At 63.6% G+C, this 26,355-nt stretch carries 24 protein-coding genes and 2 pseudogenes; 6 read left to right on the top strand and 20 right to left on the bottom strand.

Annotated features, from left to right (window positions below; all coding sequences use genetic code 11):
- Positions 1–151: 151 nt before the first annotated feature.
- The 5 genes and pseudogenes from ACFPWW_RS28470 to ACFPWW_RS28450 all read right to left on the bottom strand — a co-directional run bounded on the left by ACFPWW_RS28470 (position 152) and on the right by ACFPWW_RS28450 (position 6,246).
- The gene (locus tag ACFPWW_RS28470; RefSeq protein WP_018115574.1) at positions 152–286 is read right to left on the bottom strand and encodes a hypothetical protein; all 135 of its coding nucleotides are present in this window, start codon (positions 284–286) and stop codon (positions 152–154) included.
- 166 nt (positions 287–452) lie between these two features.
- Positions 453–1,298, bottom strand: a complete 846-nt coding sequence (gene pssA, locus ACFPWW_RS28465) for a CDP-diacylglycerol--serine O-phosphatidyltransferase (protein WP_377314509.1) — start codon at positions 1,296–1,298, stop codon at positions 453–455.
- Between the two features lie 18 nt (positions 1,299–1,316).
- Positions 1,317–2,018 (bottom strand): annotated as a pseudogene (locus ACFPWW_RS28460) (phosphatidylserine decarboxylase); the annotation flags it as partial.
- 132 nt (positions 2,019–2,150) lie between these two features.
- The gene (locus ACFPWW_RS28455) at positions 2,151–4,028 is read right to left on the bottom strand and encodes an ABCB family ABC transporter ATP-binding protein/permease (RefSeq protein ID WP_377314507.1); all 1,878 of its coding nucleotides are present in this window, start codon (positions 4,026–4,028) and stop codon (positions 2,151–2,153) included.
- Positions 4,029–4,191: 163 nt separating this feature from the next.
- Positions 4,192–6,246, bottom strand: coding sequence for a LysM peptidoglycan-binding domain-containing protein (locus ACFPWW_RS28450; protein WP_377314505.1), 2,055 nt, complete (start codon positions 6,244–6,246; stop codon positions 4,192–4,194).
- Between the two features lie 156 nt (positions 6,247–6,402).
- On the opposite strand from ACFPWW_RS28450, the gene ACFPWW_RS28445 reads away from it, so the two are divergent.
- Positions 6,403–7,026 carry a TIGR00730 family Rossman fold protein gene (locus ACFPWW_RS28445; RefSeq protein ID WP_029616531.1) on the top strand — a complete coding sequence of 208 codons (624 nt, stop codon included), beginning with the start codon at positions 6,403–6,405 and terminating at the stop codon, positions 7,024–7,026.
- A gap of 127 nt (positions 7,027–7,153) precedes the next feature.
- Here the strand turns inward: ACFPWW_RS28445 and rarD are convergent, their stop codons facing one another.
- Positions 7,154–8,068: an EamA family transporter RarD gene (rarD, locus tag ACFPWW_RS28440; protein WP_112565835.1), complete on the bottom strand. Its 915-nt coding sequence runs from the start codon at positions 8,066–8,068 to the stop codon at positions 7,154–7,156.
- Positions 8,069–8,181: 113 nt separating this feature from the next.
- Between rarD and ACFPWW_RS28435 the strand changes: the two genes are divergently transcribed.
- The gene (locus ACFPWW_RS28435; protein WP_377314503.1) at positions 8,182–9,042 is read left to right on the top strand and encodes a protein-L-isoaspartate O-methyltransferase family protein; all 861 of its coding nucleotides are present in this window, start codon (positions 8,182–8,184) and stop codon (positions 9,040–9,042) included.
- 46 nt (positions 9,043–9,088) lie between these two features.
- Here the strand turns inward: ACFPWW_RS28435 and cimA are convergent, their stop codons facing one another.
- The 11 genes and pseudogenes from cimA to radA all read right to left on the bottom strand — a co-directional run bounded on the left by cimA (position 9,089) and on the right by radA (position 19,580).
- Complete coding sequence (gene cimA / locus ACFPWW_RS28430) at positions 9,089–10,702, bottom strand: citramalate synthase (RefSeq protein WP_113412438.1); 1,614 nt, start codon at positions 10,700–10,702, stop codon at positions 9,089–9,091.
- A 60-nt stretch (positions 10,703–10,762) separates the two neighbouring features.
- The gene (pip, locus tag ACFPWW_RS28425) at positions 10,763–11,722 is read right to left on the bottom strand and encodes a prolyl aminopeptidase (RefSeq protein ID WP_112754377.1); all 960 of its coding nucleotides are present in this window, start codon (positions 11,720–11,722) and stop codon (positions 10,763–10,765) included.
- A complete protein-coding gene (locus ACFPWW_RS28420; protein ID WP_112565847.1) occupies positions 11,719–12,195 on the bottom strand; it encodes a GFA family protein in 477 nt (158 codons plus the stop codon). Before ACFPWW_RS28420 ends, pip begins: the two co-directional genes overlap by 4 nt.
- Positions 12,192–12,680, bottom strand: coding sequence for a GFA family protein (locus tag ACFPWW_RS28415; protein ID WP_112754379.1), 489 nt, complete (start codon positions 12,678–12,680; stop codon positions 12,192–12,194). Before ACFPWW_RS28415 ends, ACFPWW_RS28420 begins: the two co-directional genes overlap by 4 nt.
- Positions 12,677–13,156 (bottom strand): GFA family protein, encoded by a 480-nt coding sequence (locus ACFPWW_RS28410; protein ID WP_112754381.1) that lies wholly within the window; start codon positions 13,154–13,156, stop codon positions 12,677–12,679. The genes ACFPWW_RS28415 and ACFPWW_RS28410 overlap by 4 nt, the downstream gene beginning before the upstream one ends.
- Positions 13,153–13,284: pseudogene (locus ACFPWW_RS28405) on the bottom strand (DUF559 domain-containing protein); the annotation flags it as partial. The pseudogene ACFPWW_RS28405 and the gene ACFPWW_RS28410, both read right to left, overlap by 4 nt.
- 13 nt (positions 13,285–13,297) lie before the next feature.
- Entirely contained in the window at positions 13,298–14,674 is a 1,377-nt protein-coding gene (cysS, locus tag ACFPWW_RS28400) for a cysteine--tRNA ligase (RefSeq protein WP_377314500.1), read from the bottom strand.
- Positions 14,675–14,924: 250 nt separating this feature from the next.
- The gene (locus tag ACFPWW_RS28395; protein ID WP_377314498.1) at positions 14,925–15,665 is read right to left on the bottom strand and encodes an SDR family NAD(P)-dependent oxidoreductase; all 741 of its coding nucleotides are present in this window, start codon (positions 15,663–15,665) and stop codon (positions 14,925–14,927) included.
- An 84-nt stretch (positions 15,666–15,749) separates the two neighbouring features.
- Complete coding sequence (purF, locus tag ACFPWW_RS28390) at positions 15,750–17,240, bottom strand: amidophosphoribosyltransferase (RefSeq protein WP_112565864.1); 1,491 nt, start codon at positions 17,238–17,240, stop codon at positions 15,750–15,752.
- A 228-nt stretch (positions 17,241–17,468) separates the two neighbouring features.
- Positions 17,469–18,089, bottom strand: coding sequence for a CvpA family protein (locus ACFPWW_RS28385; RefSeq protein WP_112565867.1), 621 nt, complete (start codon positions 18,087–18,089; stop codon positions 17,469–17,471).
- 90 nt (positions 18,090–18,179) lie between these two features.
- Positions 18,180–19,580: a DNA repair protein RadA gene (radA, locus tag ACFPWW_RS28380; protein WP_112565870.1), complete on the bottom strand. Its 1,401-nt coding sequence runs from the start codon at positions 19,578–19,580 to the stop codon at positions 18,180–18,182.
- Positions 19,581–19,825: 245 nt separating this feature from the next.
- Between radA and ACFPWW_RS28375 the strand changes: the two genes are divergently transcribed.
- Entirely contained in the window at positions 19,826–20,461 is a 636-nt protein-coding gene (locus ACFPWW_RS28375; protein WP_377314495.1) for a LysE family translocator, read from the top strand.
- Positions 20,462–20,463: 2 nt separating this feature from the next.
- On the opposite strand, the gene alr is transcribed toward ACFPWW_RS28375, so the two are convergent.
- Entirely contained in the window at positions 20,464–21,630 is a 1,167-nt protein-coding gene (gene alr, locus ACFPWW_RS28370) for an alanine racemase (RefSeq protein ID WP_377314493.1), read from the bottom strand.
- Between the two features lie 190 nt (positions 21,631–21,820).
- On the opposite strand from alr, the gene ACFPWW_RS28365 reads away from it, so the two are divergent.
- The 3 genes from ACFPWW_RS28365 (at position 21,821) to ACFPWW_RS28355 (ending at position 23,882) form a co-directional block, all read left to right on the top strand.
- A complete protein-coding gene (locus tag ACFPWW_RS28365) occupies positions 21,821–22,642 on the top strand; it encodes an AraC family transcriptional regulator (RefSeq protein ID WP_112706145.1) in 822 nt (273 codons plus the stop codon).
- Positions 22,643–22,863: 221 nt separating this feature from the next.
- Complete coding sequence (locus ACFPWW_RS28360) at positions 22,864–23,583, top strand: AzlC family ABC transporter permease (protein ID WP_112706138.1); 720 nt, start codon at positions 22,864–22,866, stop codon at positions 23,581–23,583.
- Positions 23,580–23,882: an AzlD family protein gene (locus tag ACFPWW_RS28355; protein ID WP_112565883.1), complete on the top strand. Its 303-nt coding sequence runs from the start codon at positions 23,580–23,582 to the stop codon at positions 23,880–23,882. Before ACFPWW_RS28360 ends, ACFPWW_RS28355 begins: the two co-directional genes overlap by 4 nt.
- Before the next feature lie 31 nt (positions 23,883–23,913).
- Here the strand turns inward: ACFPWW_RS28355 and ACFPWW_RS28350 are convergent, their stop codons facing one another.
- On the bottom strand, positions 23,914–25,410 hold the full coding sequence (locus ACFPWW_RS28350) for a replicative DNA helicase (protein WP_112566408.1): 1,497 nt from the start codon (positions 25,408–25,410) through the stop codon (positions 23,914–23,916).
- Positions 25,411–25,763: 353 nt separating this feature from the next.
- Positions 25,764–26,342 carry a 50S ribosomal protein L9 gene (gene rplI, locus ACFPWW_RS28345; RefSeq protein ID WP_112565885.1) on the bottom strand — a complete coding sequence of 193 codons (579 nt, stop codon included), beginning with the start codon at positions 26,340–26,342 and terminating at the stop codon, positions 25,764–25,766.
- Between the last annotated feature and the right edge of the window lie 13 nt (positions 26,343–26,355).

Below are 26,355 nucleotides of genomic sequence, written 5' to 3'. Positions count from 1 at the left end.
GACTGGAACAACGGCAATTTCTGCCCGTCCGGTCTTGGGCCGGGACGGTGTGCGCTTGCCCGTGTTTTTGCCGGACCCGCCATATGGCGGGTTCCGGATATCATGGCAGGCATCCTTGGGCGCCAGCCGGCAACCCGCCGGCTCGCGCGCCCTATGCCAGCTTCTTGACCGGTGCCGGTTTTGCCATCATCGAGGCCGCAGCCACGGCCTTGAGGCCAAGCGGGCGGTAGTTGGTCGCCAGGTCCGGCTTGGCTGCCTGCTGCTGTTCCGACTTCTTCGAGGTCACGATACTCTCCTTACGTGTTTCCCTAGAATCTTATGTGATTTGTTCTTTTGTCTTTAATAGCGACAAAAGAGAGGCATTTCTCATCAGGAAATGTAACCACGAAGCATAATTCGCGAGGCTTAACCGAAGCCTGCGTTCGTTAATACTTACTTAATAAAGTAGACGCTCAGATATGGCGGCCAATATCGTCTTCGCCGACACCGGGTTCCTCGATGGTCAGCGTGCCATATTTGCGCTTCCACTTTCGCGCGCCGAAGGGCAGCGAAACGAGGTAGGCGCAAACGGTGAAGACCATCACTTCCCAGGTGAAGCTCATCAGCAGCGCAACATAGATCACGACGCCGAGCATGGCCGGCAGCACGAGATCGCGCCGCATCCGGCTCTCGGATTTGCCGGACCAGACCGGCAGGCGGCTGATGAGCAGGAAGGCGATGAGGACCGTATAGCCGGAGGAGAGGAAGGCGAAGGTCCGGTCGGTGGCAAGGCCGAGGAAGCCGAGATAGACAGGCAGCAGCACCAGCATGGCGCCCGCCGGGGCCGGCACGCCGACGAAATATTCCGATTGCCAGGGCGCGCGGTTCTCGCGTTCCGACATCACGTTGAAGCGCGCCAGTCTGAGGCCTGCGGCAATCGTATAGATGAGCGCGGCGATCCAGCCGAGCGAGCGCGCCTCGTCGAGCGCGTAGACATAGACGACGAGGGCCGGCGCCACGCCGAAATTGACGATATCGGCAAGCGAATCCATCTGCGCGCCGAATTTCGAGGTGGCCTTCATCAGCCGCGCCACGCGCCCGTCGACACCGTCGAGGAAGGCGGCGACCAGCACCATGGCGACCGCCAGCTCATGCCGGCCTTCGAAGGCAAGCCGGATGCCGGTCAGGCCGGCGCAGATCGCAAGAATGGTGATGAGGTTCGGCACGACGAGCCGGATCGGGATTTCGCGCAGGCGCGGCCCGCGGGCGGAATCGTCGTTCGGGCCGTTCGGTTCGAAGGGCGGAAAGGGAGTTTCCATATCGCGCTTTCCTCGAAATTAGCTGCGGCGGCTGATGACCGGACCCTTTGCCGAGGCGAATTCGGCAATGACAGTCTCGCCGGCAACCGCCGTCTGGCCGAGGGCGACGCGCGGGGCGGCGCCGGCCGGCAGGAAGACGTCGAGGCGCGAGCCGAAGCGGATGAGGCCGAAACGCTCGCCCGCGTCGACGGGTTCGTTGACATGCGAGAAACAGAGGATGCGCCGCGCCACGAGGCCGGCGATCTGCACCACGCCGATCTGGCCGTGGCGGGTTTCGATGACGAGGCCGTTGCGCTCGTTGTCTTCGCTCGCCTTGTCGAGTTCGGCATTGACGAAGCTGCCCGGCCGGTAGTTGATGCTGACGATGCGGCCGCGCATCGGCGCGCGGTTCACATGGCAGTTGAAGACGTTCATGAAGACCGAGATGCGCAGCATCGGCTCGGCTCCGAGGTTCAGCTCGGCCGGCGGCGTCACCATCTGGATCGACGAAACCTTGCCGTCGGCCGGCGAAATGACGAGATCGTCGTCCTGCGGCGTCACGCGCTCGGGATCACGGAAGAAATAGGCGCACCAGAGCGTCAGGATGAGGCCGATCCAGAAGAGCGGCTTGAAGATCCAGCCCAATACGAGCGACGCGACGAAGAAGGCGGCGACGAAGGGATAACCTTCCTTGTGCACCGGAACGATCGTGTTGCGAACCGTATCGAACAAGCTCATGAATGCCGGTCTCCTGTCGTTTTTCGTATCCGCTGGTTACAGAAAAACGACGTGAGGAGCAATGGCGCGGACCTCAGGCCGCCTTCGATGCATCGGTTCTAAACAATAAAACGGCGCTGTTGCCCGCCGTCAACGTCAGCTGGCCGGCGCCAGCCGGTTGACGATGCCGAGTTCGTCGCTCTCGCGCACCTGCTTCAGATGCTCTTCGGCCTGCGTCGCCTCGCGCTGGCGGTTCCACATCGAGGCATAGAGGCCGTTCTGCGCAAGCAGGGCGGCATGCGTGCCGCGCTCGGCGATCTCGCCGCTCTTGAGCACGATGATCTCGTCCGCGCCGATGACGGTGGACAGGCGGTGGGCGATGACCAGCGTCGTGCGGTTCTTGGAAACGACGTCGAGCGCCGTCTGGATTTCCCGCTCCGTCGTCGTGTCGAGCGCCGAGGTCGCCTCGTCGAGAATGAGGATCGGCGGCGCCTTGAGGATGGTGCGGGCAATCGCCACGCGCTGCTTCTCGCCACCGGAAAGTTTCAGCCCGCGTTCGCCGACCTTCGTCTCGAAGCCTTCGGGCAGGGTCTCGATGAAATGCGCGATCTGGGCGATCTCGGCCGCCTGTTTCACCTCCGCCTCATTGGCCGAAGGGCGGCCGTAGCGGATATTGTAGGCAACCGTATCGTTGAACAGCACCGTATCCTGCGGCACCATGCCGATGACGGAACGCAGGCTCTTCTGGGTGACGCTGCGGATATCCTGCCCGTCGACGGTGATGGAGCCGCTCTGGATATCGTAGAAACGATAGAGCAGGCGCGACAGCGTCGATTTGCCGGCACCCGAGGGGCCGACGACCGCGACCGTCTTGCCGGCCGGCACCTCGAAGGAAATGCCCTTCAGGATCGGCCGCGCCGGGTCATAGGCGAAATGCACGTCCTTGAAGGAAATCGCGCCCTGGCCGATGGCAAGCGCCTTCGCGTCGGGCGCGTCCAGCACCTCGGCCTTGACTTCCAGGAGATCGAACATCTGCTCGATGTCGATCAGCCCCTGGCGGATTTCGCGGTAGACGAAGCCGATGAAGTTCAGCGGCACGGAAAGCTGCAGCAGCATGGAATTGACGAAGACGAAATCGCCGACCGTATGTTCGCCGCGCTGCACCGACCAGGCCGAAAGCACCAGCATGATGGTCGTGCCGATGCCGAAGATCACGCCCTGGCCGAAGTTCAGCCAGCCGAGCGAGGTCCACACGTCTGTGGCCGCCTTCTCGTAGCGCTCCATCGACCTGTCGAAGCGCTTGGCCTCCATTTCCTCGTTGCCGAAATATTTGACGGTCTCGAAATTGAGGAGCGAGTCGATCGCCTTGGTATTGGCGTCCGTATCGCTGTCGTTCATCGCCCGGCGGATCGAGATGCGCCAGTCGGAGGCGCGGATCGTGAACCAGATATAGGCCCAGACGGTGAAGGCGGTGACGGCGAGATAAGAGAAGCCGTAGCCCCACCAGAAGATCGCCGCCGTCAGCAGGAATTCGATGACCGTCGGGATCGAGTTCAGGATCGTGAAACGCACGATCGTCTCGATGCCCTTGGTGCCGCGCTCGATGATGCGCGAAAGCCCGCCCGTCTTGCGCTCCAGATGGAAGCGCAGCGAAAGCTCGTGCATATGCACGAAAGTGCGGTAGGCAAGCTGGCGCACGGCATATTGGCCGACGCTGGCAAAGAGCGAATCCCTGAGCTGGTTGAGCCCGAGCTGGATGAGGCGCGTCAGGTTATAGGCGACGACGAGGGCGATGGCGCCGATCAGCAGCGGCGGCAGCGTGCCCTGCAGGTCCATCTTGCCGTTCAGCGCATCGGTGGACCATTTGAAGAAATAGGGCACCAGCAGCAGCACGAATTTCGACACGAGCAGATAGACCGAAGCCCATACGACCCGCATCCTGAGGTCCGGCCGCCCTTCCGGCCACATGTAGGGCCAGAGGTTATAGAGCGTTCCCAGCAGGTTGCTGTCCGAAACTGTCTTGCCGTTTGCCATGCCTGTCTCCAGCCCGCCGGGCCGCTCTTGCCGCGGCCTGTCGCCGTTTCCGCCAGATATGCTACCGGCTGGCCGATTACAACATTGACAGGGATTTTATCGGCGCGCTGTTGCACGCCGGCCCTAAAGAAATCGGCGGCCGATGGGCCGCCGATGTCGCGTTTTAGAGGTGTTCGCCCGAAAGCCGCTTGCGATGCAGCTCCTCGGCATTCGGCAGGGCATCCTTCGGCAGGCCGAAGATCTGGCCGGGGCGGATGCGGTCCGGATTGGTGATCTTGTCCTCGTTGGCGATGTAGATCGTCGTATAGCGCACGCCGAGGCCGTAGACGCGGCGGGAAATCTGCCAGAGCGTATCGCCGCGGCGGATGATGACCGCATTGTTGTTCTCCGTCAGCGGCGCCTGCTCGATCGTCTTCGGCTGGCCGGCGGCCGCCACCTCGTTCGAGGCCGCCGGCGCGGCGTCGGGCACCGTCAGTCCGGCAATGATGGCGCCGAGCCTGTCGAGCGCCGCCCCCACCGATTTTGCATCCTTCGGCAGGCCCTGCAGCAGCGTCAGCGCGTTGGCGGCAACCTGCGAGGCGGAAGCCGATGCCTGCTTGAAGGCGTCGGTCGCATCGATGCCAGGGCGGAAATCGACGAGCGAGCGCAGCGCGAACTCGGTGGCCGAGCGCGCCGCCGCAAGCTGTTCCGTACCCGGCACCTTGCCGTCCGCAAAGAGGCCCTTCAGCAGGCCGAAGGCCTTTGTCGCATCGCCCTTGAGCTTGCCGAGCTGGCCCTCGTCGAGCGGCACCATCGCCTGGCCGGCATTGCCGCCGGACTGGGCGGCAACCGTCACCTGGTCGCCTTCCGGGCGGTTGAAATTGACGGTCGCGCGCACGAGCACCTTGCCCGAGCCATCGACCAGATCGACGCGAACCTTGTGGTCGCCGACCGAAAGGTCCATCGCCCCGCTGATGACGAAGTGCCCGTCCGGCTCGGCCGTATCCTGGCCGATCAGCGCGTCGTCGGCATAACCGACAACCTTGGCATTGGCGCGCGCCGTGCCGGCCACGAAGATCTTGTTGCCCTCGATCTCGACGGCGTTGATGACCACGTCGGCAGCCGTCGCGTCGCCCTGCTGGGTGCCGGGAACGGAAGGCGCCGCACTGCCCGCATCGCTCGACGTCGTCGGCGTCTGCATCGCGACCTGATCGCCCGGCGCGCCGGTGGCGGCAGGCTGCGTGCTGGCGGCGGCGTTGTCGGCGGGCGCCGCGGCTGCGTTGCTGGCGGCCGGCTGGGCGCTGGCGACCTCGGCCTTCGGCGCGGTAATGATGCGGCTTGCCGTGCCGGGCTTGGAAACCATGGCGAGCAGTTCGCTGCCGCTGCCGTCCTTCGGTACGGAAACGGTCGCAACCTCTTCGGACAGTGTGGTCTTGCCGTCCTTGCCGGTGACTTTCAGCACGAGCTGGTGGTCGCCGGCGGCGAGCGGATTGTCGAGCACGGCGGCAAAATCGCCGGTGCCGTCGACATCGGTGGTCACGACGACCTTGTCGCCGTCGAGCACTTCCAGCTTGCCGTGCGGCTCGGCCGAGCCGGCAATGACGGTCGAACCGTCAGGCTCGACGCGCAGCACGTCGAAGGCCGGGATCTTCGGGCCGGTGCCGGAAGCGGTATCGGCAGCCGGAGGCGTCTGGCTGTCGGCCGCGGCCGGCTGGCCGGCCGGTTCCGGCGCGCCGGTCAGCGCGGCTTCGGCCCGTGCGAGCGCAGCCAGCGCATCGGCGGCACTTTCGGGAAGGTTGCGGATGATGTCGCGGGCCTTGCCGGCACCGTCCTTGGCCTTGGAGACGAGGCTTGCCGTCGTCGCGTCGAGGCCTTCGGGTGCCGCAAAATCGGCGACCGCGGTCAAGGCGTCCACGGCCGCGGTCTTGGCGCTGGCAAGCGCGTCGGCGGCGGGCACCTTGTTGTCGGCAAACAGCGCCTTCAACCCGGAAAGGGACCGGATGGCGTCGGCAGTGAGGCTGCCCACATTCTGGGCGGCGGCTGCGGCATCGGCGGCCGCGGAGCGGGAGGTCTTGGACGTTTCGTTAACCGTGTTGTTGACCTCTGTGCCGGCCTGGTTGATGGCGTCACCCACCTTCGCCACATCAGAGCCGAGCCGGGGCATGACGAAAAACACCATCAGTATGATTGCGATTACGAGCACTGCGAGGGCCAGCAAGCCGGCACGGTTTTTCATCATTGCGTCTCCAAAGGCGGCAAATTGCCGTAGTATTCAGAAATTGCTAGCGATTCCCGTGGCCTTGCACAAGCATTCAAAGCAAATACGCAAGCTCCGGACGTCGCTTTTCAGTCAATTTTCTTGACTGCATTGAAATGGAATAGTTGTTTTTCCCTTATGACCGAACAATCTGTATCGATTCGATCCATTTGCGTTTACTGCGGCTCTCGGCCGGGACGCGATCCTTCCCATATGGCTGCCGGCCGCGCGCTCGGAAAAGAGATCGCGGAATATGGCCTTCGCCTGATCTATGGCGGCGGCACAAAGGGCATCATGGGCGCTGTGGCCAGCGGGACCCTATCCAACGGCGGTCAGGTGACGGGCATCATTCCCGAGTTCCTGATTGACATGGAGGCGACTCGCCATTCGCTCGGCCAGCTCAACGAGCTTATTGTAACCCCTGACATGCATGCGCGCAAACACACGATGTTCGAGCGCTCTGATGCTTTCGTGGCCCTGCCGGGCGGTATCGGCACGCTGGAAGAGATCGTCGAGATCATGACCTGGGCGCAGCTCGGCCGTCACGAAAAGCCGATGGTCTTCGCCAATATCAACGGATTCTGGGACCCGATGATGGAGCTTTTGCGCCACATGACCGGCGAGGGTTTCCTGCACACGGCCCATCGCGTCCAGCCGCTCGTCATCGACGAGATTTCGGGCATCATCCCCGCCATCATGGCGCAGGCGGCCGAACTTGCCGCCGACCGCGACGGCGAGGACGACGTGATCTCGAAGATGTAGGCACTCAGCAATTCCAGCAAAAGTGCGTAGCGGTTTTGCGTCCGGAATTGCGTAGAGAGAAAAGCAATTCCAGCAAAAGTGCGTAGCGGTTTTGCGCCCGGTTTGCGCAAGGAAAGACGCCGGCGGGCTAGCGCCCGCGGCTCGTGCGCAGCATCGACCAGCTGTAGAGGAACAGGCCGGCCCAGATCAGCGGGAAGGCGATCATGCGTGCCGTATCCATTTCTTCGTGGAAGACGAAGACGGCAATGAGGAAGATCATCGTCGGCGCGATATACTGCATGATGCCGATCGTCGACAGTTTCAGCAGTTTGGCGCCGTTGGCGTAGATCATCAGCGGTACGGCGGTGATCAGTCCGCAGCCGAGCAGCAGGGCGGTATCGTTGAACCCGGTGCGGTAGAAGTGGCCTTCGCCGCTGACGAATTCCAGGTAAAGGATGTAGAAGAGGGCAGGCAGGCTGAGGATCAGCACTTCCAGGAAGAAGCCCTGGTTCGGCCCGAGCGGCAGCGTCTTGCGCAGCAGCGCATAGAAGCCCCAGCTGATCGCCAGCGTCAGCGCCACCCAGGGAATGCCGCCGCTGTCGAAGGCGAGCACCACGACCGCAAGGCCGGCAAGGCAGATCGCCGCGATCTGCATCGGCTGCAGCTTTTCTTTCAGCAGCACGGCGCCGAGGAAGATGCTGAACAGCGGATTGATGAAATAGCCCATGGCCGCATCGAGTGAATGGCCGGCGCCGATCGCCCAGACATAGGTGCCCCAGTTGACGGTAATCAGTGCCGCTGTCACGACCGCCATGCCGAGCATGCGCGGCGAGCGCAGCGCAACGGCAATATCCTGCGTGCGCCCCAGCGCCAGCAGCACCATGCCGGCGAGCGGCAGCGACCAGAGGATACGGTGGGCGATCACCTCGGCCGGCGAAATATGCGCGACCGCCTTCATGTAGATCGGCAGAAAGCCCCACAGAAGGTAGGCCGTAAGCGCGAAGGCAAAGCCGCGTGGACTGTCTTCGTTCTTGATGATGGTTGCGCTTGCATCGGCAGACATTGGGTGTTTCCGTATTTGTTCTGTTTCTGATCCGCATTAGCTTAAGCGGCGTGAATAGGCCAATTCATTTCCTTGAATGGATCGTCAATCGAACGCCATGAAAGGAGGCAGGCATGGCCGAGACGGAACTGGCGAATTGCCGGCAGGCCTATGCCACCCGGATGCTGGCAAGGATGGGTATTTCCGGCGACGAGAGACTGCGGCAGGCCTTTGCCGCGGTGCCGCGGGAAGATTTTCTCGGGCCGCCGCCGTGGCGCATGGCCAACAGCACCGGCTATCGGGACATGCCGTCCACCGATCCCGCCGTCCTCTATCAGGATATTCTGGTTGCACTGCAGGAAGAGCGGCAGGTCAACAACGGCAGCCCTTCGCTGCATGCGCTCGGCCTTCACTGGCTTGCGCCGCAGCCCGGCGAATCGGCCTGCCATATCGGCGCGGGCGGCGGTTATTATACCGCCATGCTGTCGCATCTCGTCGGCAGCCGCGGCCATGTCACGGCGATCGAATACGACAGGGAACTTGCCGCTCGCGCAACCGCCAGCCTCGCCCCCTACGGCAATGTCGAGGTGATCTGCGGCAACGGCCTGGAATGGCCGAAATCGCCCGTCGACGCGATCTACGTCAATTTCGCCGCCCACAGGCCGGCCGAGGCGTGGATCGACAAGCTTGCTGCCGGCGGCAGGCTGATCTTTCCGCTGTCTGCCCCCTCGCTCGGCGGCAACGACCCCCTGCGGCCGTGCAGCGCCCGCGGCGGATTCTTCCTGATCCAGCGCAGCGACGACGATTTCCGCGCCCGCTATCTCACCGCCACGATCTTCGTCTGGGGCCATGCCGCCTCCGGCACGCCCGAAACCTACAGGGCGCTGGAAGCCGCCTTCCGCAGGGGCGGCATGGAAAGGGTCACGCGGATGCGCTGGAAGGGGCCGAGGGAAGGGGACGAATGGTATTCGCAGGAGGATTGGGGCCTCCTGTAGCTTCCGGCAAAACCGCTGCGCGCTTCTGCCGGAATTGCTTCGCCGCTCACTCCGCCGCGATCTTGCCGGCCAACTGCCGGTTCTTCATCAGCTTGTAGATGACCGAATCCATCAGCGCCTGGAAGGAGGCGTCGATGATGTTTTCCGACACGCCGACCGTCCACCAGCGCACGCCGCTGGAATCGGTGGATTCGATCAGAACGCGGGTGATCGCCTCGGTGCCGCCGTTGAGGATACGCACCTTGAAATCGGCCAGCACGAGGTCGTCGATCTCGTGCTGGTATTTGCCGAAATCCTTGCGCAGCGCCAGATCGAGCGCGTTGACCGGGCCTTCGGCTTCCGCCACCGACATCAGCGTCTGGCCGTCGATGGTGATCTTCACCACCGCTTCCGAGACGATCTTGATGCGGCCGTGGGAATCGAAGCGCCGTTCGATCATCACCCGGAAACCGTCGATCGAGAAGAAATGCGGGATCGTGCCCATGGTGCGGCGCGCCAGCAGCTCGAAACTCGCATCGGCACCCTCATAGGCATAGCCGGAGGCCTCGCGCTCCTTGACGATGGAGATCAGGAGGTCGAGCTTCGGATCGTCCTTGGCGACATCGATGCCGCGCCGCTTCAGCGCATTGATGAAATTGGCCTTGCCGCCCTGGTCCGAGACCATGACCTTGCGGAAATTGCCCACACTTTCCGGCGGCACATGTTCGTAGGTGCGCGGATCCTTGAGCAGCGCCGAGGCATGGATGCCGGCCTTGGTGGCAAAGGCAGAGGCGCCGACATAGGGCATCTGATGATCCGGCGAGCGGTTCAGAAGCTCGTCGAAGGCATGCGACAGGCGCGTGAGGTTGGTCAGCCGCTCGGCATCGATCGCCGTTTCGAAACGGGTATTATAGGCGCTTTTCAGCGCCAGCGTCGGGATCAGCGTCACCAGATTGGCATTGCCGCAGCGCTCGCCGATGCCGTTCAGCGTGCCCTGGATCTGGCGCGCGCCGGCCTCGACGGCGGCAAGCGAATTGGCGACCGCCTGGCCGGTGTCGTTATGCGCATGGATGCCGAGACAGTGGCCCGGCACGCCGAAGGCGATCACCGCCTCGACGATGGCACGCACTTCCGGCGGCTGCGTGCCGCCGTTCGTATCGCACAGCACCACCCAGCGCGCGCCGTTTTCATAAGCTGTCTTGGCGCAGGCCAGCGCATATTCCGGATTGGCCTTGTAGCCGTCGAAGAAATGCTCGCAGTCGACCATTGCCTCCTTGCCGGCGGCAACCGCGGCCTTGACGCTGTCGGCAATCGCTTCGAGATTTTCCTCGTTGGTGCAGCCGAGCGCCACCTGCACGTGATAGTCCCAGCTCTTGGCGACGAAGCAGACGGCGTCGCTGCTGGCCTGCAGCAGGCCGGCAATGCCCGGATCGTTGGAAACGGAAACGCCGGGGCGCTTCGTCATGCCGAAGGCGACGAAGGAGGCCTGCTTCGTGCGCTTTTCGGCGAAGAAGGCCGTGTCGGTCGGGTTCGCGCCGGGATAGCCGCCCTCGACATAGTCGAGCCCGAACTCGTCCAGCATGCCGGCAATCGCAATCTTGTCCTCGACGGAAAAGTCGATGCCGGGCGTCTGCTGCCCGTCCCGGAGCGTCGTGTCGAAGAGGTAGATGCGTTCTTTCATGTCGGTTCCTCCCGGCGAGCGGGTTCCTTGATCTTCGTGAGCGGGCCTTTCGGCGCGTTGCTAGTTCTTCCCGGCAAACCTGTCCGTCGCCCGGATCAGCCTGTCGAGAATGCCGGGCTCCGAAAAGGCATGGCCCGCGCCCTCGATCAGGTGAAACTCGGCTTTCGGCCATGCCTTGTGCAGCAGCCAGGCATATTTGGCCGGGCAGGGCATATCATAGCGCCCGTGCACGATGACGCCCGGAATATCCTTCAGCCTGTGCGCGTCGCGCAGCAGTTGGCCTTCCTCCATCCAGCCGGCATGGACGAAGAAATGGTTCTCGATGCGCGCAAAGGCATAGGCGAACTCGGCTTCCTCGAACTTGCCGCTCGTGGCCTTTTCCGGCAGCAGCGTGATCGTCTCGCCCTCCCAGATGCTCCAGGCCTTGGCTGCCTCGAGCGCCACGTCACGGTCCGCACCGGTGAGGCGGCGATTGTAGGCAAGCATCATCTCATGGCGCTCCTCCGGCGGGATCGGGGCCACGAAACGCTCCCATTTGTCCGGGAACATTTCCGAGACGCCGAACTGATAGTACCAGTCGAGCTCGGCCCGCGTCAGCGTGTAAATGCCGCGCACGATGAGCTCGGAAACGTGTTCCGGATGTTTCTCGGCATAGGCAAGCGCCAGCGTCGAGCCCCAGGAACCGCCGAAGACCTGCCATTTCTCGACGCCGGCCATTTCGCGCAGCCGCTCGATATCGGCAACGAGATGCCAGGTCGTGTTGGCCTCGAGGCTCGCATGCGGGGTCGACTTGCCGCAGCCGCGCTGGTCGAACAGCATGACATCGTAAAGCGCGGGATCGAAGGCGCGGCGATGGACCGGCGAAATGCCGCCGCCCGGGCCGCCGTGCAGGAAGACCGCCGGCTTGGCGCCCGGCGTGCCGCAGCGCTCCCAATAGAGCACATGGCCGTCGCCGACATCGAGATGGCCGCAGGCATAGGGTTCGATTTCCGGATAGAGCGTGCGCAGCACTTCGGTCATATCTTCACGCCTTTCGCCGGCCAGACGGCCGTGTCGTGGTCGGGATGCTGGAAGGAGATGATCGCCTCCTGCCGGGCATAGAAATCCGGGTCCTTGTGAACGGGCGCGTCGAAGATCGTCTCGACCCAGGGCAGGCGGGCCTCGTAATTGACCTGGATCTGCGGGGCGAGATCGCTGCGGTCGTCGAACGTGCCGATCGCAAGCTCCAGCCCGCCCGGATGACGGTAGGTCATCGGCGTGCCGCAATCCCGGCAGAAGCCGCGGTCGATATTGACGGAAGACTGGAAATAGGCCGGCTCCCCGCGCGTCCATTCCATGCCCTCTTCCGGCGCCGTGACAAGCGCGGAAAAGAAGCCGCCGAACTGCTTCTGGCACATGCGGCAATGGCAGATGGACGGACGTCCGAGCTTGCCTGTTATGCGGAAGCGAACGGCGCCGCACTGGCAGCCGCCTGTTCTCGTCGTCTCGGTCATGGATTTGCTCCTGAAGGCCATTGGGCTGTATCGTGGTCCGGATGCTGGCGGTTGCTCGCCGCGATCCTGTCCTCGCGATCGGTTGTTTCCGGTTCCGGCTCGACAGGCAAGCCGTCGAGCGCATGAAACCAGACCATTTTGCTGTCGAGACTGGATTGCATCACCGGCCTTACCGCCTGCGGATCATCCAGCGAGCCGAGCGTGATGTTGATGGAGTCGGCGCCGGGAATATCGTAGAAAAGCGGCGTGCCGCAATCGCCGCAGAAGCCGCGCCGCACCAGACCGGAAGAGTGGAACCATTTCGGCTCGCCGCGCGTCAGCGCGAAATCGCCGCGGCTGGCCGCTGCCAGCGGCAGGAAATAGTTGCCGGCCGCCTTCTGGCACATGCGGCAATGGCAGACATGCGGATAGCCAAGCTCGCCGCGCGCCCGGTAACGAACCGCGCCGCATTGGCATCCGCCGGTCAGGTCCATTTCCGTCGTCACGGGTGATCCTCCGGCGGCCAGACCGGCGTATCGTGGTCCGGATGCTGATAGGAGACGATCTCACGCAGGAAGGAGCCGGCAGCGAGATCCGCCTCGGTGCGTTCTGCCGGCAGCTCGTGCAGGTGATCGACAAAGCCGATCTTGCCTTCCACGCCCCACTGGATGGTCGGCGGCAGCTGCGACGGATCGTCGAAGGCCCCGGCGGAAACCGACATTCCGTCCGGCGCCTCATAGGTCAGCGGCGTGCCGCAATCGCCGCAGAAGCCGCGACTGACGAAATTCGACGACCGGAAGGTCTTGCGCTGCCCCCTGGTCCACTCGAATTCCATCCCGCGCACGGAAACCAGCGGCGCGTAATAGGCGCCGAACGCCTTCTGGCACATGCGGCAATGGCAGATCGACGAATCCGGCGGCGTACCCCGCGCCCGGAACCGGATCGCCCCGCATTGGCATCCGCCGGTGTAAGTCTCGGTCATGGCAGGTCCTTTCCGATGGTGCGGATGATGTGGCTGCATATATTGCCGATATCCTTGAGGATATCGTCGTTCCAGAAACGCAGGACGGTCCAGCCGTCGGACTGTAGGCGTCGAGTGCGCGCGTCGTCCGCCCAAACCATCCTAGCGCTTCACTTCCCACGTCGTCACGCGCTCGCCGGTTGCCGCATCCTTGCCGTCCTTGAGCTGGATGCCCTCGGCTGCAAGCGTCTCGCGGATCTTGTCGGCCTCGGCGAAATTCTTCGCCTTCAGGAGCTCCAGCCGCGCCTTGACCCGCGCATCGATTTCCGCGGCCACCGCCTCGTCGACCTCGGTCTTCTTCGGCAGCACGCCGAGCAGGGCGGCACTGGCGGCGAAGACGGCGTCATTGCCGGATTGCGCCAGCGCATGCAGCGCCTGGACGGCGGCGACCGTATTGAGATCGTCGGCGAGCGCGTTCAGCACCGTCTCGTCCGGCTCGGCATCGCCGGCTTCGGCGGCCGGCCACTTGGCAAGCAGGCGTTCGGCCTCCTCCAGCCGCTTGACCGAAAAGTCGATCGGCTCGCGGTAATGCGTCATCAGCATGGCAAGGCGCAGCACCTCGCCCGGCCATTGCCGGCCGGCGAAGGTTTGCGTGTGCAGGAGCTCGTAGATGGTGACGAAATTGCCTTCCGATTTCGACATCTTGCGGCCCTCGACCTGCAGGAAGCCGTTATGCATCCAGACATTCGCCATCACGTCCGTGCCGTGGGCGCACCGCGACTGGGCGATCTCGTTCTCATGGTGCGGGAAGATCAGGTCCAGACCGCCGCCGTGAATATCGAAGACGTCACCGAGATAGCGCCCGCTCATGGCCGAGCACTCGATATGCCAGCCCGGCCGGCCGCGGCCCCAGGGGCTTTCCCAGCCGGGTTCGTTGTCGTCCGAGAGTTTCCAGAGCACGAAATCGCCGGGGTTTTTCTTGTGCGCATCGACGGCGACGCGGGCGCCGGCCTGCTGCTCGTCGAGATTGCGCTTCGAAAGCTGGCCGTAATCGGCCATCGATTTCGTGTCGAACAGCACTTCGCCCGAAGCCTGATAGGCATGGCCGCGCGCAATCAGCCGCTCGATGATCTCGATCATCTCGGCAATATTGTCGGTCGCCCGCGGCTGCACGGTCGGCTCCAGCGAACCGAGCGCCCTGGCGTCTTCGAGGAACTGCGTCTCGGTCTTTTCCGTCACCGCCCGGATCGCCGCGTTCAGCGGCAGGCCCGGATAGTCGCGCAGCGCCCGCGCGTTGATCTTGTCGTCGACATCGGTGATGTTGCGCGCATAGGTGACGTGGCTTTCGCCATAGACATGGCGCAGCAGGCGGAACAAGACGTCGAAGACGATGACCGGCCGCGCATTGCCGATATGGGCGTAATCGTAGACCGTCGGGCCGCACACATACATGCGGACGTTTTCGGCATCGATCGGCTTGAAAACCGATTTCTCCCGCGTCAGCGTGTTGTATAGCTTCAGTTCCGGCGTGCCGCCCATTTCACTCTCCCAATATGCATAAGCAGAAAATAACCGCCGCCGGCAGGCCGGGGCGTTTCGCATCTTGGACATTTGGGAGACGAAAACGGCCAGGCCAGCTTTGGGCTAGCGAATAATCTTCCGGCAAATAATGCAGGTAACCGTTTTCATGACGCGTTTTATGGCGCGGGATCGGGGTTTGGTCAAGGGAGTTGCCAAGCCATTTCCCACATTGTCGTTTGCGTCACGAAATGTGGGAAGGAGGATCGCCTCAGCCCGGCAGCCGGTAATCCGCCAGCTTGTTCTCGCGCACGATGAACAGCTTGCCGGTCTCGGTCACGCCGGGGCCGAGCAGGGGAAGGATCGCTTTGGCCACTTCGGACGGATGCGGCAGGCTCATCGGGTCTTCGCCAGGAACCGCCTGCGCCCGCATGGCCGTGCGCGTGGCACCCGGATCGACGCTGGTGATGCGCAGCGGCGTCGATTGCGTCTCGCCGGCCCAGGTGCGCGCCAGCGCCTCGACGGCGGCCTTGGAGGCCGAATAGGCGCTCCAGAACGGGCGGCACTTGTGGGCCGCGCCCGAGGACATGATGACGGCGCGGCCGGCATCCGAACGGGTCAGCAGCGGGTCGACCGAGCGGATGAGGCGCCAGGTGGCGTTGACATTGATGTTCATCACCTTCTCGAACACCTTCGCCTCGATATGGCCGATCGGCGAGATGACGCCGAGCATGCCGGCATTGGCGACGAGAATGTCGAGCTTGCCCCAGCGCTCGAAGATCGAGCCGCCGAGACGGTCGATCGCTTCCATGTCTGCGAGGTCGAAGGGGACGAGCGTGGTGGAGCCGCCGACGGCCTTGATCGCGTCGTCGAGTTCTTCCAGCCCGCCGACGGTGCGCGCGCAGGCGATCACATGCGCGCCGGCCTTGGCAAGTTCGAGGGCGGTGAAATAGCCGATGCCGCGCGAAGCGCCCGTCACCAGCGCGATCCTGCCTTCAAGATTGATGTTCATCTGCCCCGGTCCCGCATGTGCTTGATAAGATAAGGGGCGCAATAAGCGCCCCGGATCGGAAAGTCAAAGCGCAACAGCATCGCCTCAGCCGTTGCTGGCGAGCATGGAAATCTTGTTGCCCATGGACTCGCCGTTCTTGTCGAGCAGGCGGGTCGGGTAGTCGCCGGTGAAATAATGGTCGGTGAACTGCGGCCGGGCCGGGTTGCGGTCCTCGCCGCCGACGGCGCGATAGAGGCCGTTGATCGACAGGAAGGCGAGCGAATCCGCGCCGATATATTTCGCCATGGCTTCGACATCGGCATACTGGTTGGCGAGCAGCTTGTCGGCGTCAGGCGTATCGATGCCGTAGAAATCCGGGAAGAAGATCATCGGGCTCGCAACGCGGATATGCACTTCCCTGGCGCCGGCCTCGCGGATCATCTGCACGATCTTCAGCGAAGTCGTGCCGCGCACGATGGAATCGTCCACCAGCACCACGCGCTTGCCTTCGATCATCGCCCGGTTGGCGGAGTGTTTCAGCTTCACGCCGAAGGCGCGGATCTGCTGCGTCGGTTCGATGAAGGTGCGGCCGACATAGTGGTTGCGGATGATGCCGTATTCGAACGGAATGCCGCTTTCCTGCGCATAACCGAGGGCCGCAGGCGTGCCGCCATCGGGAACCGGCACGATCACGTCGGCATCGACGGGCGATTCCTTGGCGAGGTTCATGCCCATGTTCTTGCGCGTCGTATAGACGTTGCGGCCGCCGACGACCGAGTCCGGGCGGGCGAAATAGACATATTCGAACAGGCAGAGCCGCTCGGGCTGCTGCTTGTTCGGCTTGCGGGCATCGATGCTGATCGAACCGTCGGGCTGGATTTCGCAGATGACGACCTCGCCGTTCTCCACGTCGCGGATGAACTTGGCGCCGATAATGTCGAGCGCGCAGGTTTCCGAGCAGAAGATCGGCTTGCCGTCGAGTTCGCCCATGACGAGCGGGCGGATGCCGGTGGGGTCGCGTGCCGCAATCAGCTTCGTGCGCGTCATGGCGAGCATCGAATAGCCGCCTTCCATCTGGCGGATGGCGTCGATGAAGCGGTCGGCGGTGGAAGTGTGGCGGGAACGGGCGATGAGGTGCAGGACGACTTCGGTATCGGATGTCGACTGACAGATGGCGCCGGTGGCGATGATCTGGCGGCGCAGCGTCAGGCCGTTGGTGAAATTGCCGTTATGGGCAATGGCGATGCCGCCTTCTTCCAGTTCGGCAAACAGCGGCTGCACGTTGCGCATCGCCACTTCGCCCGTCGTCGAATAGCGCGTATGGCCGATCGAGATGCTGCCGGGCAGGCGGGCGAGCGTCATCGGATTGGTATAGTGGTCGCCGACGAGGCCCATATGGCGCTCCTGGTGGAAGCGCTTGCCGTCGAAGGAGACGATGCCGGCCGCTTCCTGCCCGCGATGCTGGAGCGCGTGCAGGCCGAGCGCCGTCAGCGCCGCGGCATCGTCATGTCCCAGAATTCCGAAAACGCCGCATTCTTCATGCAGCGTATCTCCGTCGAGCGGATCGTCAATCGGGAAGGAATGGGACTGGTTCATTTCTGCGGGCCTCTGCTCTCACAAGAATGGATCGGCTTTCCTGCAGCATGATACCGGAAATCTCTGCGCTTTCCGATAGGTCATGCCGAACGGCACCTGCCTCAAAGCCCGCTTGCCGGCTCTGAAACGGCTGAGGCCCGGCAGAGCGGAATGCCCGGCCGGACCTTGGTCTTACGTCCCGCTCAAATGGCAATTGCCAGGCCGCGGGTCAAGCTCGTGAACACTGCGTCAATTCGATGGCTGCTGTGCGCCATTGGCAGGCGCGGGTGCTGCGTCTTCCGCCGGAGCCTGATCGCTGGCCGGCGCATTCTCTTCCGTCGTGTGCGCGCCCTGAAGCTTCTCCGTAATGCTCTTCTGGATCATCTGGGCGAATTCATCCGGCAGGACCGCCTGCAGGCGAACGACGAGCGAATCCAGGAACGGCTTCGATTTGGCATTGTTGACCCAGGCCGGGCGGTGGTCGGCATCGACCAGCCAGTTCCAGAAGGCAACGGCGACGACGAGCAGAAGTATGCCGCGCGCTGCGCCGAAGAGGAAGCCCAAAGTGCGGTCGAGCGCGCCGATGCGGCTGTCGATGATGAAATCGGCGATCTTCATCGTGATGAAGGAGATGACGATCAGCGCGATCAGGAAGACGACGGCAGCCGAGCCGACGATGGCGATGCGGTCGTCGTCGGTATATTTCTTCGCATAAGGCACGAGATAGGGGTAGAGATAGTAGGCGGCGGCTGCCGAGCCGCCCCAGCTCGCGATCGAGAGGATTTCGCGCGAGAAGCCGCGGACCATTGCCAATACGGCGGAGAAGAGCACGACGCCGATGACAATACCGTCGAAAATCGTAATGGGCATATAAATTCCACTCCAGACTGCCGCCTTGCGGGCCGCGTCGCGCCTTGTTTTGGCTGATCCTATAGCATCTCCGCTATTGGTGATGAAGGATCAAACGTCTTCTTCCACACGCTGCAGCGCCCCTTTCGATCCGGCAATGCGCGCGACCAGATCCGGCAGGCTCTCGATCTCGCTCCAGCGGCCGCTGCCCTTCGGCAGGTCGGCGGAGCCGGATGGGAGCAGAGCCGCCGAAAACCCCAGCTTTTCGGCTTCTTTAAGGCGCTGGGCGGTTTGCGCAACCGGCCGGACGGCGCCCGACAGACTGACTTCGCCGAAATAGACGCAATCGGCCGGAAGGGCAATACCGGCAAGCGAGGAAACGAGGGCCGACGCCACCGCCAGATCGGCCGCCGGTTCGGAGATGCGAAGGCCGCCGGCAATGTTGAGATAGACGTCGTGCTGGCCGAGCCGCACGCCGCAATGGGCTTCCAGAACCGCAAGGATCATCGACAGGCGGGCGGAGTCCCAGCCGACGACGGCGCGTCGCGGCGTGCCGAGCGAAGTCGGCGCCACCAGCGCCTGCACCTCGACGAGCACGGGCCGCGTGCCCTCCATGCCGGCAAAGACGGCTGCCCCCGGCGATTTTTCGTTGCGCTCGCCGAGAAAGAGTTCGGACGGGTTGGCGACTTCGCGCAGGCCCTTGTCCGACATTTCGAAGACACCGATCTCGTCGGTCGGCCCGAAACGGTTCTTGACCGTGCGCAGGATGCGGTAGTGATGGCCGCGGTCGCCTTCGAAATAGAGCACGGCGTCGACCATGTGCTCGACGACGCGCGGGCCGGCGATCTGGCCGTCCTTGGTCACATGGCCGACAAGCACCATGGCCGCACCCGTCTGCTTGGCGAAACGGATCATCGACTGAACGCCGGTGCGCACCTGCGTCACCGTGCCCGGCGCGGATTCGGCAAGCTCGCTCCAGAGCGTCTGGATGGAATCGATGATGACGAGATCGGGGCGTTTTCCTTCCGCGAGCGTCGCCAGAATGTCCTCGACATTGGTTTCGGCCGCCAGCAGCACATCGGTATCGGCCGCCGCCAGGCGCTGGGCGCGCAGACGCACCTGCGCCACCGCCTCTTCGCCCGAGACATAGATGATCCGATGCCCGCGCCGCGACAGCGCTGCGGCCGCCTGCATGAGCAGCGTCGACTTGCCGATGCCGGGATCGCCGCCGACCAGCACCGCCGAGCCGCGCACGAAGCCGCCGCCGGTGACGCGGTCGAGTTCGGAAATGCCGGTATGGATGCGTGGCGCTTCCTCGATCTCGCCCGACAGCGCCGTCAGCGCCACCGGCCGGCCCTTCTTCGGCGTCTTGGCCGGGCCGCCGCCGATGCCGCCCATCGGGTCTTCCTCGACGATCGTGTTCCACTCGCCGCAATTGTCGCATTTGCCGGCCCAGCGGTTATGCACCGCGCCGCAGCTCTGGCAGATGAATTGTGTTCTGGCCTTCGCCATCAATGACTGCTTTCAGGTAGGGGCACGCAAGCGCCCGAATCGGATTTCCGCCCCAGAGCATATCCGTTTTTTCTTCGAAACATGGACAGCTCCATCTCTTTGCTTTTGCGCAATCCCGGAGGCAAAACCGCTGCGCACTTTTGCTGGAATTGTTTCGAACAATGGCTTCCGGCACCGATCAAAACTAATGATTTTCCCATCAGCGGCCGGGCTGGCAACATCCGCAGACTGATAAAGGATACGTGATGCTCGATTATTCGCTCGCCCACTGGATCGGTTTCTTCACGGCAGCGGTTCTCCTGAACCTCTCGCCCGGTCCCGACATGGCCTTCATCATCGGCCACACGATCAAGAGCGGCACGCGCGCCGGTTTCTCAGCCGTTTTCGGCATCTGGACCGGCGCCTGCATGCATGTGCTTCTCGCCGCCTTCGGCCTGTCGGCGATCCTTGCCGCCTCGGCCATCGCCTTTTCCACGATCAAATGGATAGGCGCGATCTATCTCGTCTGGCTCGGCATCCAGGCGCTGCGCTCGAAAGGCGAGGGCGGTTTTGTTCGTGCGGCGGGCGAGACGCTCGGCTGGCAGCGCATTTATCGGCAGGGCGTGCTGGTCTCGCTGCTCAATCCGAAGGTTGCCATCTTCTTTCTCGCCTTCCTGCCGCAATTCGTCGTGGCGGGCGCAGGCCCGGCATGGCTGCAGCTTGCCGTCCACGGCGGCCTCATCATCGTCGTGGCCGCCTTCATCGAGCCGCCGCTGATCCTTGCGGGAGGGCGGCTTGCCGATCTCTTCAGGCAGAATGCCAAGATCGGCCTGTGGCTCGACCGCGGTCTCGGCGCGTTGTTCGTGGCGCTCGGCGTCCGCCTCGCGCTCACCACCCGCTGAGGCTATTCCTCGGCCGTCACGTATTTGCGCTCGTGGCGCAGGCCGATGCTCGTCAGCATCTCGTAGCCGATCGTGCCCGCGGCCTTCGCCGCCTCGTCGACGGGAATGTTCTTGCCGAAAAGCTCGATATAGTCGCCGGCGCGCACGGCACCGTCCGGCAGGTCGGTCACGTCGAAGATCGTCTGGTCCATGGTGATGCGGCCGGCGACCGGCACCTTGTGGCCGGCAATGAAGCCCTGTCCGCCCTGCGGCACGGCCTGGCGCAACGGCACGCCCCCGCTCGACTGGCTGCGCATATAGCCGTCGGCATAACCGGCCGAAACGATCGCCAGCCGGCTGTCGCGGCCAAGCTCCAGCGCCCGCCCGTAGCTCACGGTTTCGCCGGCCTTGACCGTGCGGACCTGGATGATGCGCGCCTCGGCCGTTGCCACCGGACGCATCGGGTTCGCCATGCCGTTGACGGCCTGCCCGCCATAGATCGCGATGCCCGGCCGGGTAAGATCGAAGTGGTAGTCGTCCCCGAGGAAGATGCCGCCGGAGGCCGCCAGGCTTGAATCGATACCTTCATAGGCGGCGCTAACCCTGCGGAATGATTCAAGCTGCTGCCTGTTCATGGCAGAGGAATGGTCGTCGCCGCAGGCCAGATGGCTCATGACCAGCACGGGCGAAAAACTCGCCGGCCGCGAAACGTCGTCGGCGAGCGCGATGGCCTCGTCCACCGTCAGGCCGAGCCGGTTGAAGCCGGTATCGACATGCAGCGCGCAAGGGTAGTCGCCGTAGTCGGCAAGCACGGCCATCCAGAAGGCAAGCTGCTCTTCCGAGGCGATGATCGGCACAAGGTCGTTTTCGAAGAAGCGCCGCTCGGTGCCGGGCCAGATGCCGGCGAGCACGAAGATGCGGGCCTCGGGGGCAAACATGCGCAGCGTCACGCCCTCATCGACGGTCGCCACGAAGAAATCCCGCGCGCCGGCGAGATAGAGCGCTTCGCCGGCATCCTCGATCCCCATCCCGTAGGCATCCGCCTTGACGACGGCGGCCGTGCGCGCCTTGCCGGAACGCCGCGCCATGTCCCGCCAGTTGTCGGTGAGCGCCGTCAGATCGACGGTCAGCCGCAGGCCGGCGGAAGCAAAAAGGTCGTCGTCTTCGAAGGGGATGGAAAAATCTGTCATGAATCGCCGCGCTGAAAGGGAAAGGAAAATGCTGCCAATACTCTAGAGGCCATTGTGGCAAAGAGAAAGCATGAGGGGGCGACATAGCGGGCTTTCCTCACATGCGATCACTTTTGTTCAAGACGCAGGCAGGCCGCCGCGCTAATCTTGCGGGATGCAGAACGTATCGCAGAAAGAGGCGGCAGAGGCCATGCCGCTTGCCAAGGTGGAAACGGCCCGCTTCTGGCGGGACAGCCGTTTCCGCGACATGGAGTGCCTGAGCGCCAGCTTCCTCACGCATGAATATGCGCCGCACGCCCATGACACGTTCAGCATCGGCGCGATCGAAAGCGGCAGCCAGATCGCCACGCTGGGCGGCAGGCGGGAGGAGACCGGCCCCGGCGACCTCTATCTGATCGATCCCGGCGTCGTCCACGACGGCGCTCCCGGCGGCGAGGGCTATCGCTACCGGATGATCTACCCGGACACGAAGCTCTTCATCGATATTCTGGAAGACGTCACCGGCAAGGCCTTCAACGCGACGCCGTCCTTTGCCGGGCCGCTGCCGCGCGATCCGCAGCTTGCCAAAGCCTTCCACATCGCCCATCGCACCCTTGAAAGCGGTGCCGGCGCGCTGGAATCCGATGAAAGCATGTTCTCGGTGCTGGCCGCGATCTTCGCCCGTTACGGCAGCACGCTTGTCGTGCCCGTCGATACCAAGGAACGCAGCGCCGTCGCCCGCGCCCGCGATTACCTGATCGAGAATTTCGACAGCGATGTCGGCCTTGAGGAACTGGCCGGGGTGGCGGGACTGAGCCGCGCCCATCTGATCCGTGCGTTCCGCCGGGAATATCACATTACCCCGCACGCCTTCCTGACGGACCGGCGCGTGCTCGTTGCCCGGCGGCTGCTGAGGGAAGGCCGCATGCCGGCCGATGTCGCGGTCGAATGCGGCTTTGCCGACCAGGCGCATTTCACCCGCCACTTCAAGTCGCGCACCGGCGTCACGCCTGGCCAGTTCCGCGCCGGTTAGCGCCTCTTCTGGCCGGGATGCTTAAATCCGGCCGCGAAAGACACTAAATCACTTTCGTTCAATACAGGCTTCCATGCTCCCGGCTAGAGCAATTCCAGCAAAGGCGTGAAACGGTTTTGCGTCCGGAATTGTAGAGAAAACAATGAGATGGAGCGTTGAAGGCGACTGCGTTTTCGCCGGAAATGCTCTACGTCTCGGCCATCTTGATGTGGAGGTTGCCAATGCTGCAACAGAGCCGGCCAGCCGGCAAAAGTCCGATCCGCGAGTTTCTGGGCGGCGTGCGCGCCATTTTCCCGCTGATCGTCGCCGTCCTGCCGATCGGCCTCGTCTTCGGCGCCGTTTCGGCCACCAAGGGGCTTTCCGCCCTGGAGACGGTGCTGATGAGCGCGCTCGTCTTTGCCGGCGGCTCGCAATTCGTGGCGATGGATATCTGGACGCATCCGGCAAGCTGGATCGGCGTCGGTTTCGCGGCCCTGCTCGTCAATATCCGCCACGTGCTGATGAGCGCCTCGATCGGCACGAAGATGCAGGCCTTCCCCGGCATCAGGCGCTATGTCGCCATGCTTTTCCTGGCAGACGAACTCTGGGCCATGGCGGAATTCCGCGCCGGCACGACGCGGCTGACGCCGGCCTGGTATGCCGGCATCGTCGCGCCCTTCTACCTGACCTGGGTGGGCTCGTCGCTTGCAGGCGCGCTGCTTGGCGCCTTTCTCGGCGATCCCGCCGTCATCGGCCTCGACTTTGCCTTTCCGGCGGTCTTCATCGTGCTGGTCATGGGTTTCTGGAAGGGGCCGGAAACGGGCGCCGTGCTTGCCGCCAGCGGCCTTGCCGCCGTTGCCGTCCACCAGTTCGTGCCCGGTGTCTGGTATATCGCGGCCGGCGCGCTGGCCGGCCTGGCAATGGCGCTCTGGCGGGGCCGGGCAAGGGAGCAGCACACATGACGCTCGATTTCAACACGCTGCTCGCCATCCTCGCCATGGCCGTGGCGACGATCTTCACCCGCATCAGCGGCCTCGTGCTGATCCGCTACGTGGAGATCGACGAGAACCGGCGAGCCGCGATCGAAGCCATCCCGCCGGCCGTGCTGATGGCCGTCATCGCCCCCACCGCCTTTGCGACCGGCTGGGCGGAGACCCTGGCCTGCGTGGCAACGGCAATCGCCGCAAGCCGCCTGCCGATGCTGGCAAGCGTCGTGGTCGGGGTTGCGACGGTGGCGCTTCTTCGCGGAGCAGGTCTCTGAGAGAGGCAAGGATTGACGCGGAAGACCCGCGTCAATGTTCCTCATACTGGATGAAGGACGGGTCGGCGAGATCGGCAAAGCGCGTGAATTCCGACTGGAAGGCGAGCTTCACCGTGCCGGTCGGTCCGTGGCGCTGCTTGGCGATGATGACGTCGGCCGTGCCCTTGACCTTGTCGAACAGCGCTTCCCATTCCGCATATTTCGGATCGTTGGGATCGCGCGGTTCCATGTTCTTGACGTAATATTCCTCGCGGAACACGAAGAGCACGACGTCGGCGTCCTGCTCGATCGAGCCGGATTCGCGAAGGTCGGAAAGCTGCGGGCGCTTGTCGTCGCGGCTTTCGACGGCACGCGACAGCTGCGACAGCGCGATGATCGGAACGTTCAGTTCCTTGCCGAGCGCCTTGAGGCCCGTCGTGATCTGGGTGATTTCCTGGACGCGGTTCTCGTTGGACTTGCCGGAGCCGGTCATCAGCTGCACGTAGTCGACCACGAGCACGTCAAGGCCGCGCTGGCGCTTCAGGCGGCGGGCGCGCGCCGAAAGCTGGGCGATGGAGATACCGCCGGTCTGGTCGATATAGAGCGGCACCTTCTGCATCATCATCGAGCAGGCGACGAGCTTTTCGAAATCGGCATCGTTGATGTCGCCGCGTCGGATCTTCGAGGAGGAGACTTCCGTCTGCTCGGAGATGATACGGGTGGCAAGCTGTTCGGACGACATTTCCAGCGAGTAGAAGCCGACGACGCCGCCGTTTTTGGCCTTCATGCTGCCGTCGGGCTGCACTTCGCCTTCGTAGGCGGCGGCGATATTATAGGCGATGTTGGTGGCAAGCGAGGTCTTGCCCATGCCCGGACGGCCGGCGAGCACGATCAGGTCGGAGCGCTGCAACCCGCCCATCTTGGCGTCGAGCGAGTGGATGCCGGTGGAAATGCCCGAGAGCCCGCCGTCTCGCTCCTTGGCGACGGCCGCCATGTCGATCGCCAGCGCCACGGCATCGTTGAAGGACTGGAAGCCGCCGTCGTAGCGGCCGTTTTCGGCAAGCTCGAACAGGCGCCGCTCGGTATCTTCGATCTGCGCCTGCGGCGGCATGTCGAGCGGCGCGTCATAGGCGATGTTGACGACATCCTCGCCGATGGTGATCAGCGCGCGGCGGATGGCGAGGTCGTAGATCGCCCGGCCGTAGTCCTCGGCGTTGATGATCGTCACCGCCCCCGTGACGAGGCTTGCCAGATATTGCGAAACCGTGATGTCGCCAACCTTCTCGTCGGCCGGCAGGAAGGTCTTGACCGTGACCGGATTGGCGATCTTGCCCATGCGGATGATATCGCCGGCGACCTCGAAGATCTTGCGGTGCAAGGGTTCGTAGAGATGGTTGGGCTTGAGGAAGTCCGACACCCGGTAATAGGCGTCGTTGTTCATCAGGATGGCGCCGAGCAGTGCCTGTTCGGCCTCGATGTTATTAGGTGCTTCGCGATAGTGCTGCTCTGCGGGAGCAACGGCGGCAATCTTTCGTGCAGCTTCGTTCATCGTCATCCGTACTGTCTTTTTTCCAGAACCCGGATTTGCAGGGCCGGCCGCAAAAATCAAGCCTCGCGCGGCAACTGCGTCCAAGCCGTCGCCAAATGGGCGGCGATGTGCCCATTGTTCGACTTCTCCACAGTCGCAGCGTCCCGTCAGCCGAAAATTTCCGAACTGTCACCCATGCGACACGCTGCCGGCGGCGACTCACTTTGCCGCTTCGGCGCCGGGATATATTAGCGGCGCGGATTGCAGGGCGCAGCAAAAAAGCCGGCACATTGCGCAGGGCCGGCTGTGGACAATCCGCCAACGAAAAAAGCCCGGCGCAGGGCCGGGCTTTGCGATCCGTCCGAAGACAGAAATCATGCTTCGTCTTCGTCGAGGCCGTCGGCTTCCGGATCGAAGAAGTCTTCCGGACGCAGGGCGTCTTCGTCAACGCCGTAGATGGCGTCGACCGAGGTGAGTTCTTCGCCCTTGGCCTGACGTTCTGCTTCTTCGACGGAACGGGCGACGTTCAGCTCGACGTTGATTTCAACTTCGGCATGGAGCTGCAGCTCGACCTTGTGCAGGCCGATCGCCTTGATCGGCGTGTTGAGGTGAACCTGGTTGCGGGAAATGTTGAAGCCTTCGGCGGCCAGGACCTCGACGACGTCACGGGCAGCGACGGAGCCGTAGAGCTGGCCGGTTTCGCCGGCGGAACGCACGACGATGAAGGACTTGCCGTTAAGAACGTCGGCAACCTTCTGGGCTTCGGACTTGCGCTCCAGGTTACGGGCTTCGAGCGTTGCGCGCTCGGCTTCGAAACGGGCCTTGTTGGCGGCGTTGGCGCGCAGTGCCTTGCCGAGCGGCAGGAGGTAGTTGCGTGCGAAGCCGTCGCGAACCTTTACGGTTTCGCCCATCTGGCCGAGCTTGGAGATGCGTTCGAGAAGAATGACTTCCATGGTGTTTTTCCTT

Source organism: Rhizobium sp. GCM10022189 (assembly GCF_042656325.1).
Classification (GTDB): Bacteria; Pseudomonadota; Alphaproteobacteria; order Rhizobiales; family Rhizobiaceae; genus Rhizobium.
This window is presented reverse-complemented; position numbering and strand designations above follow the sequence as displayed.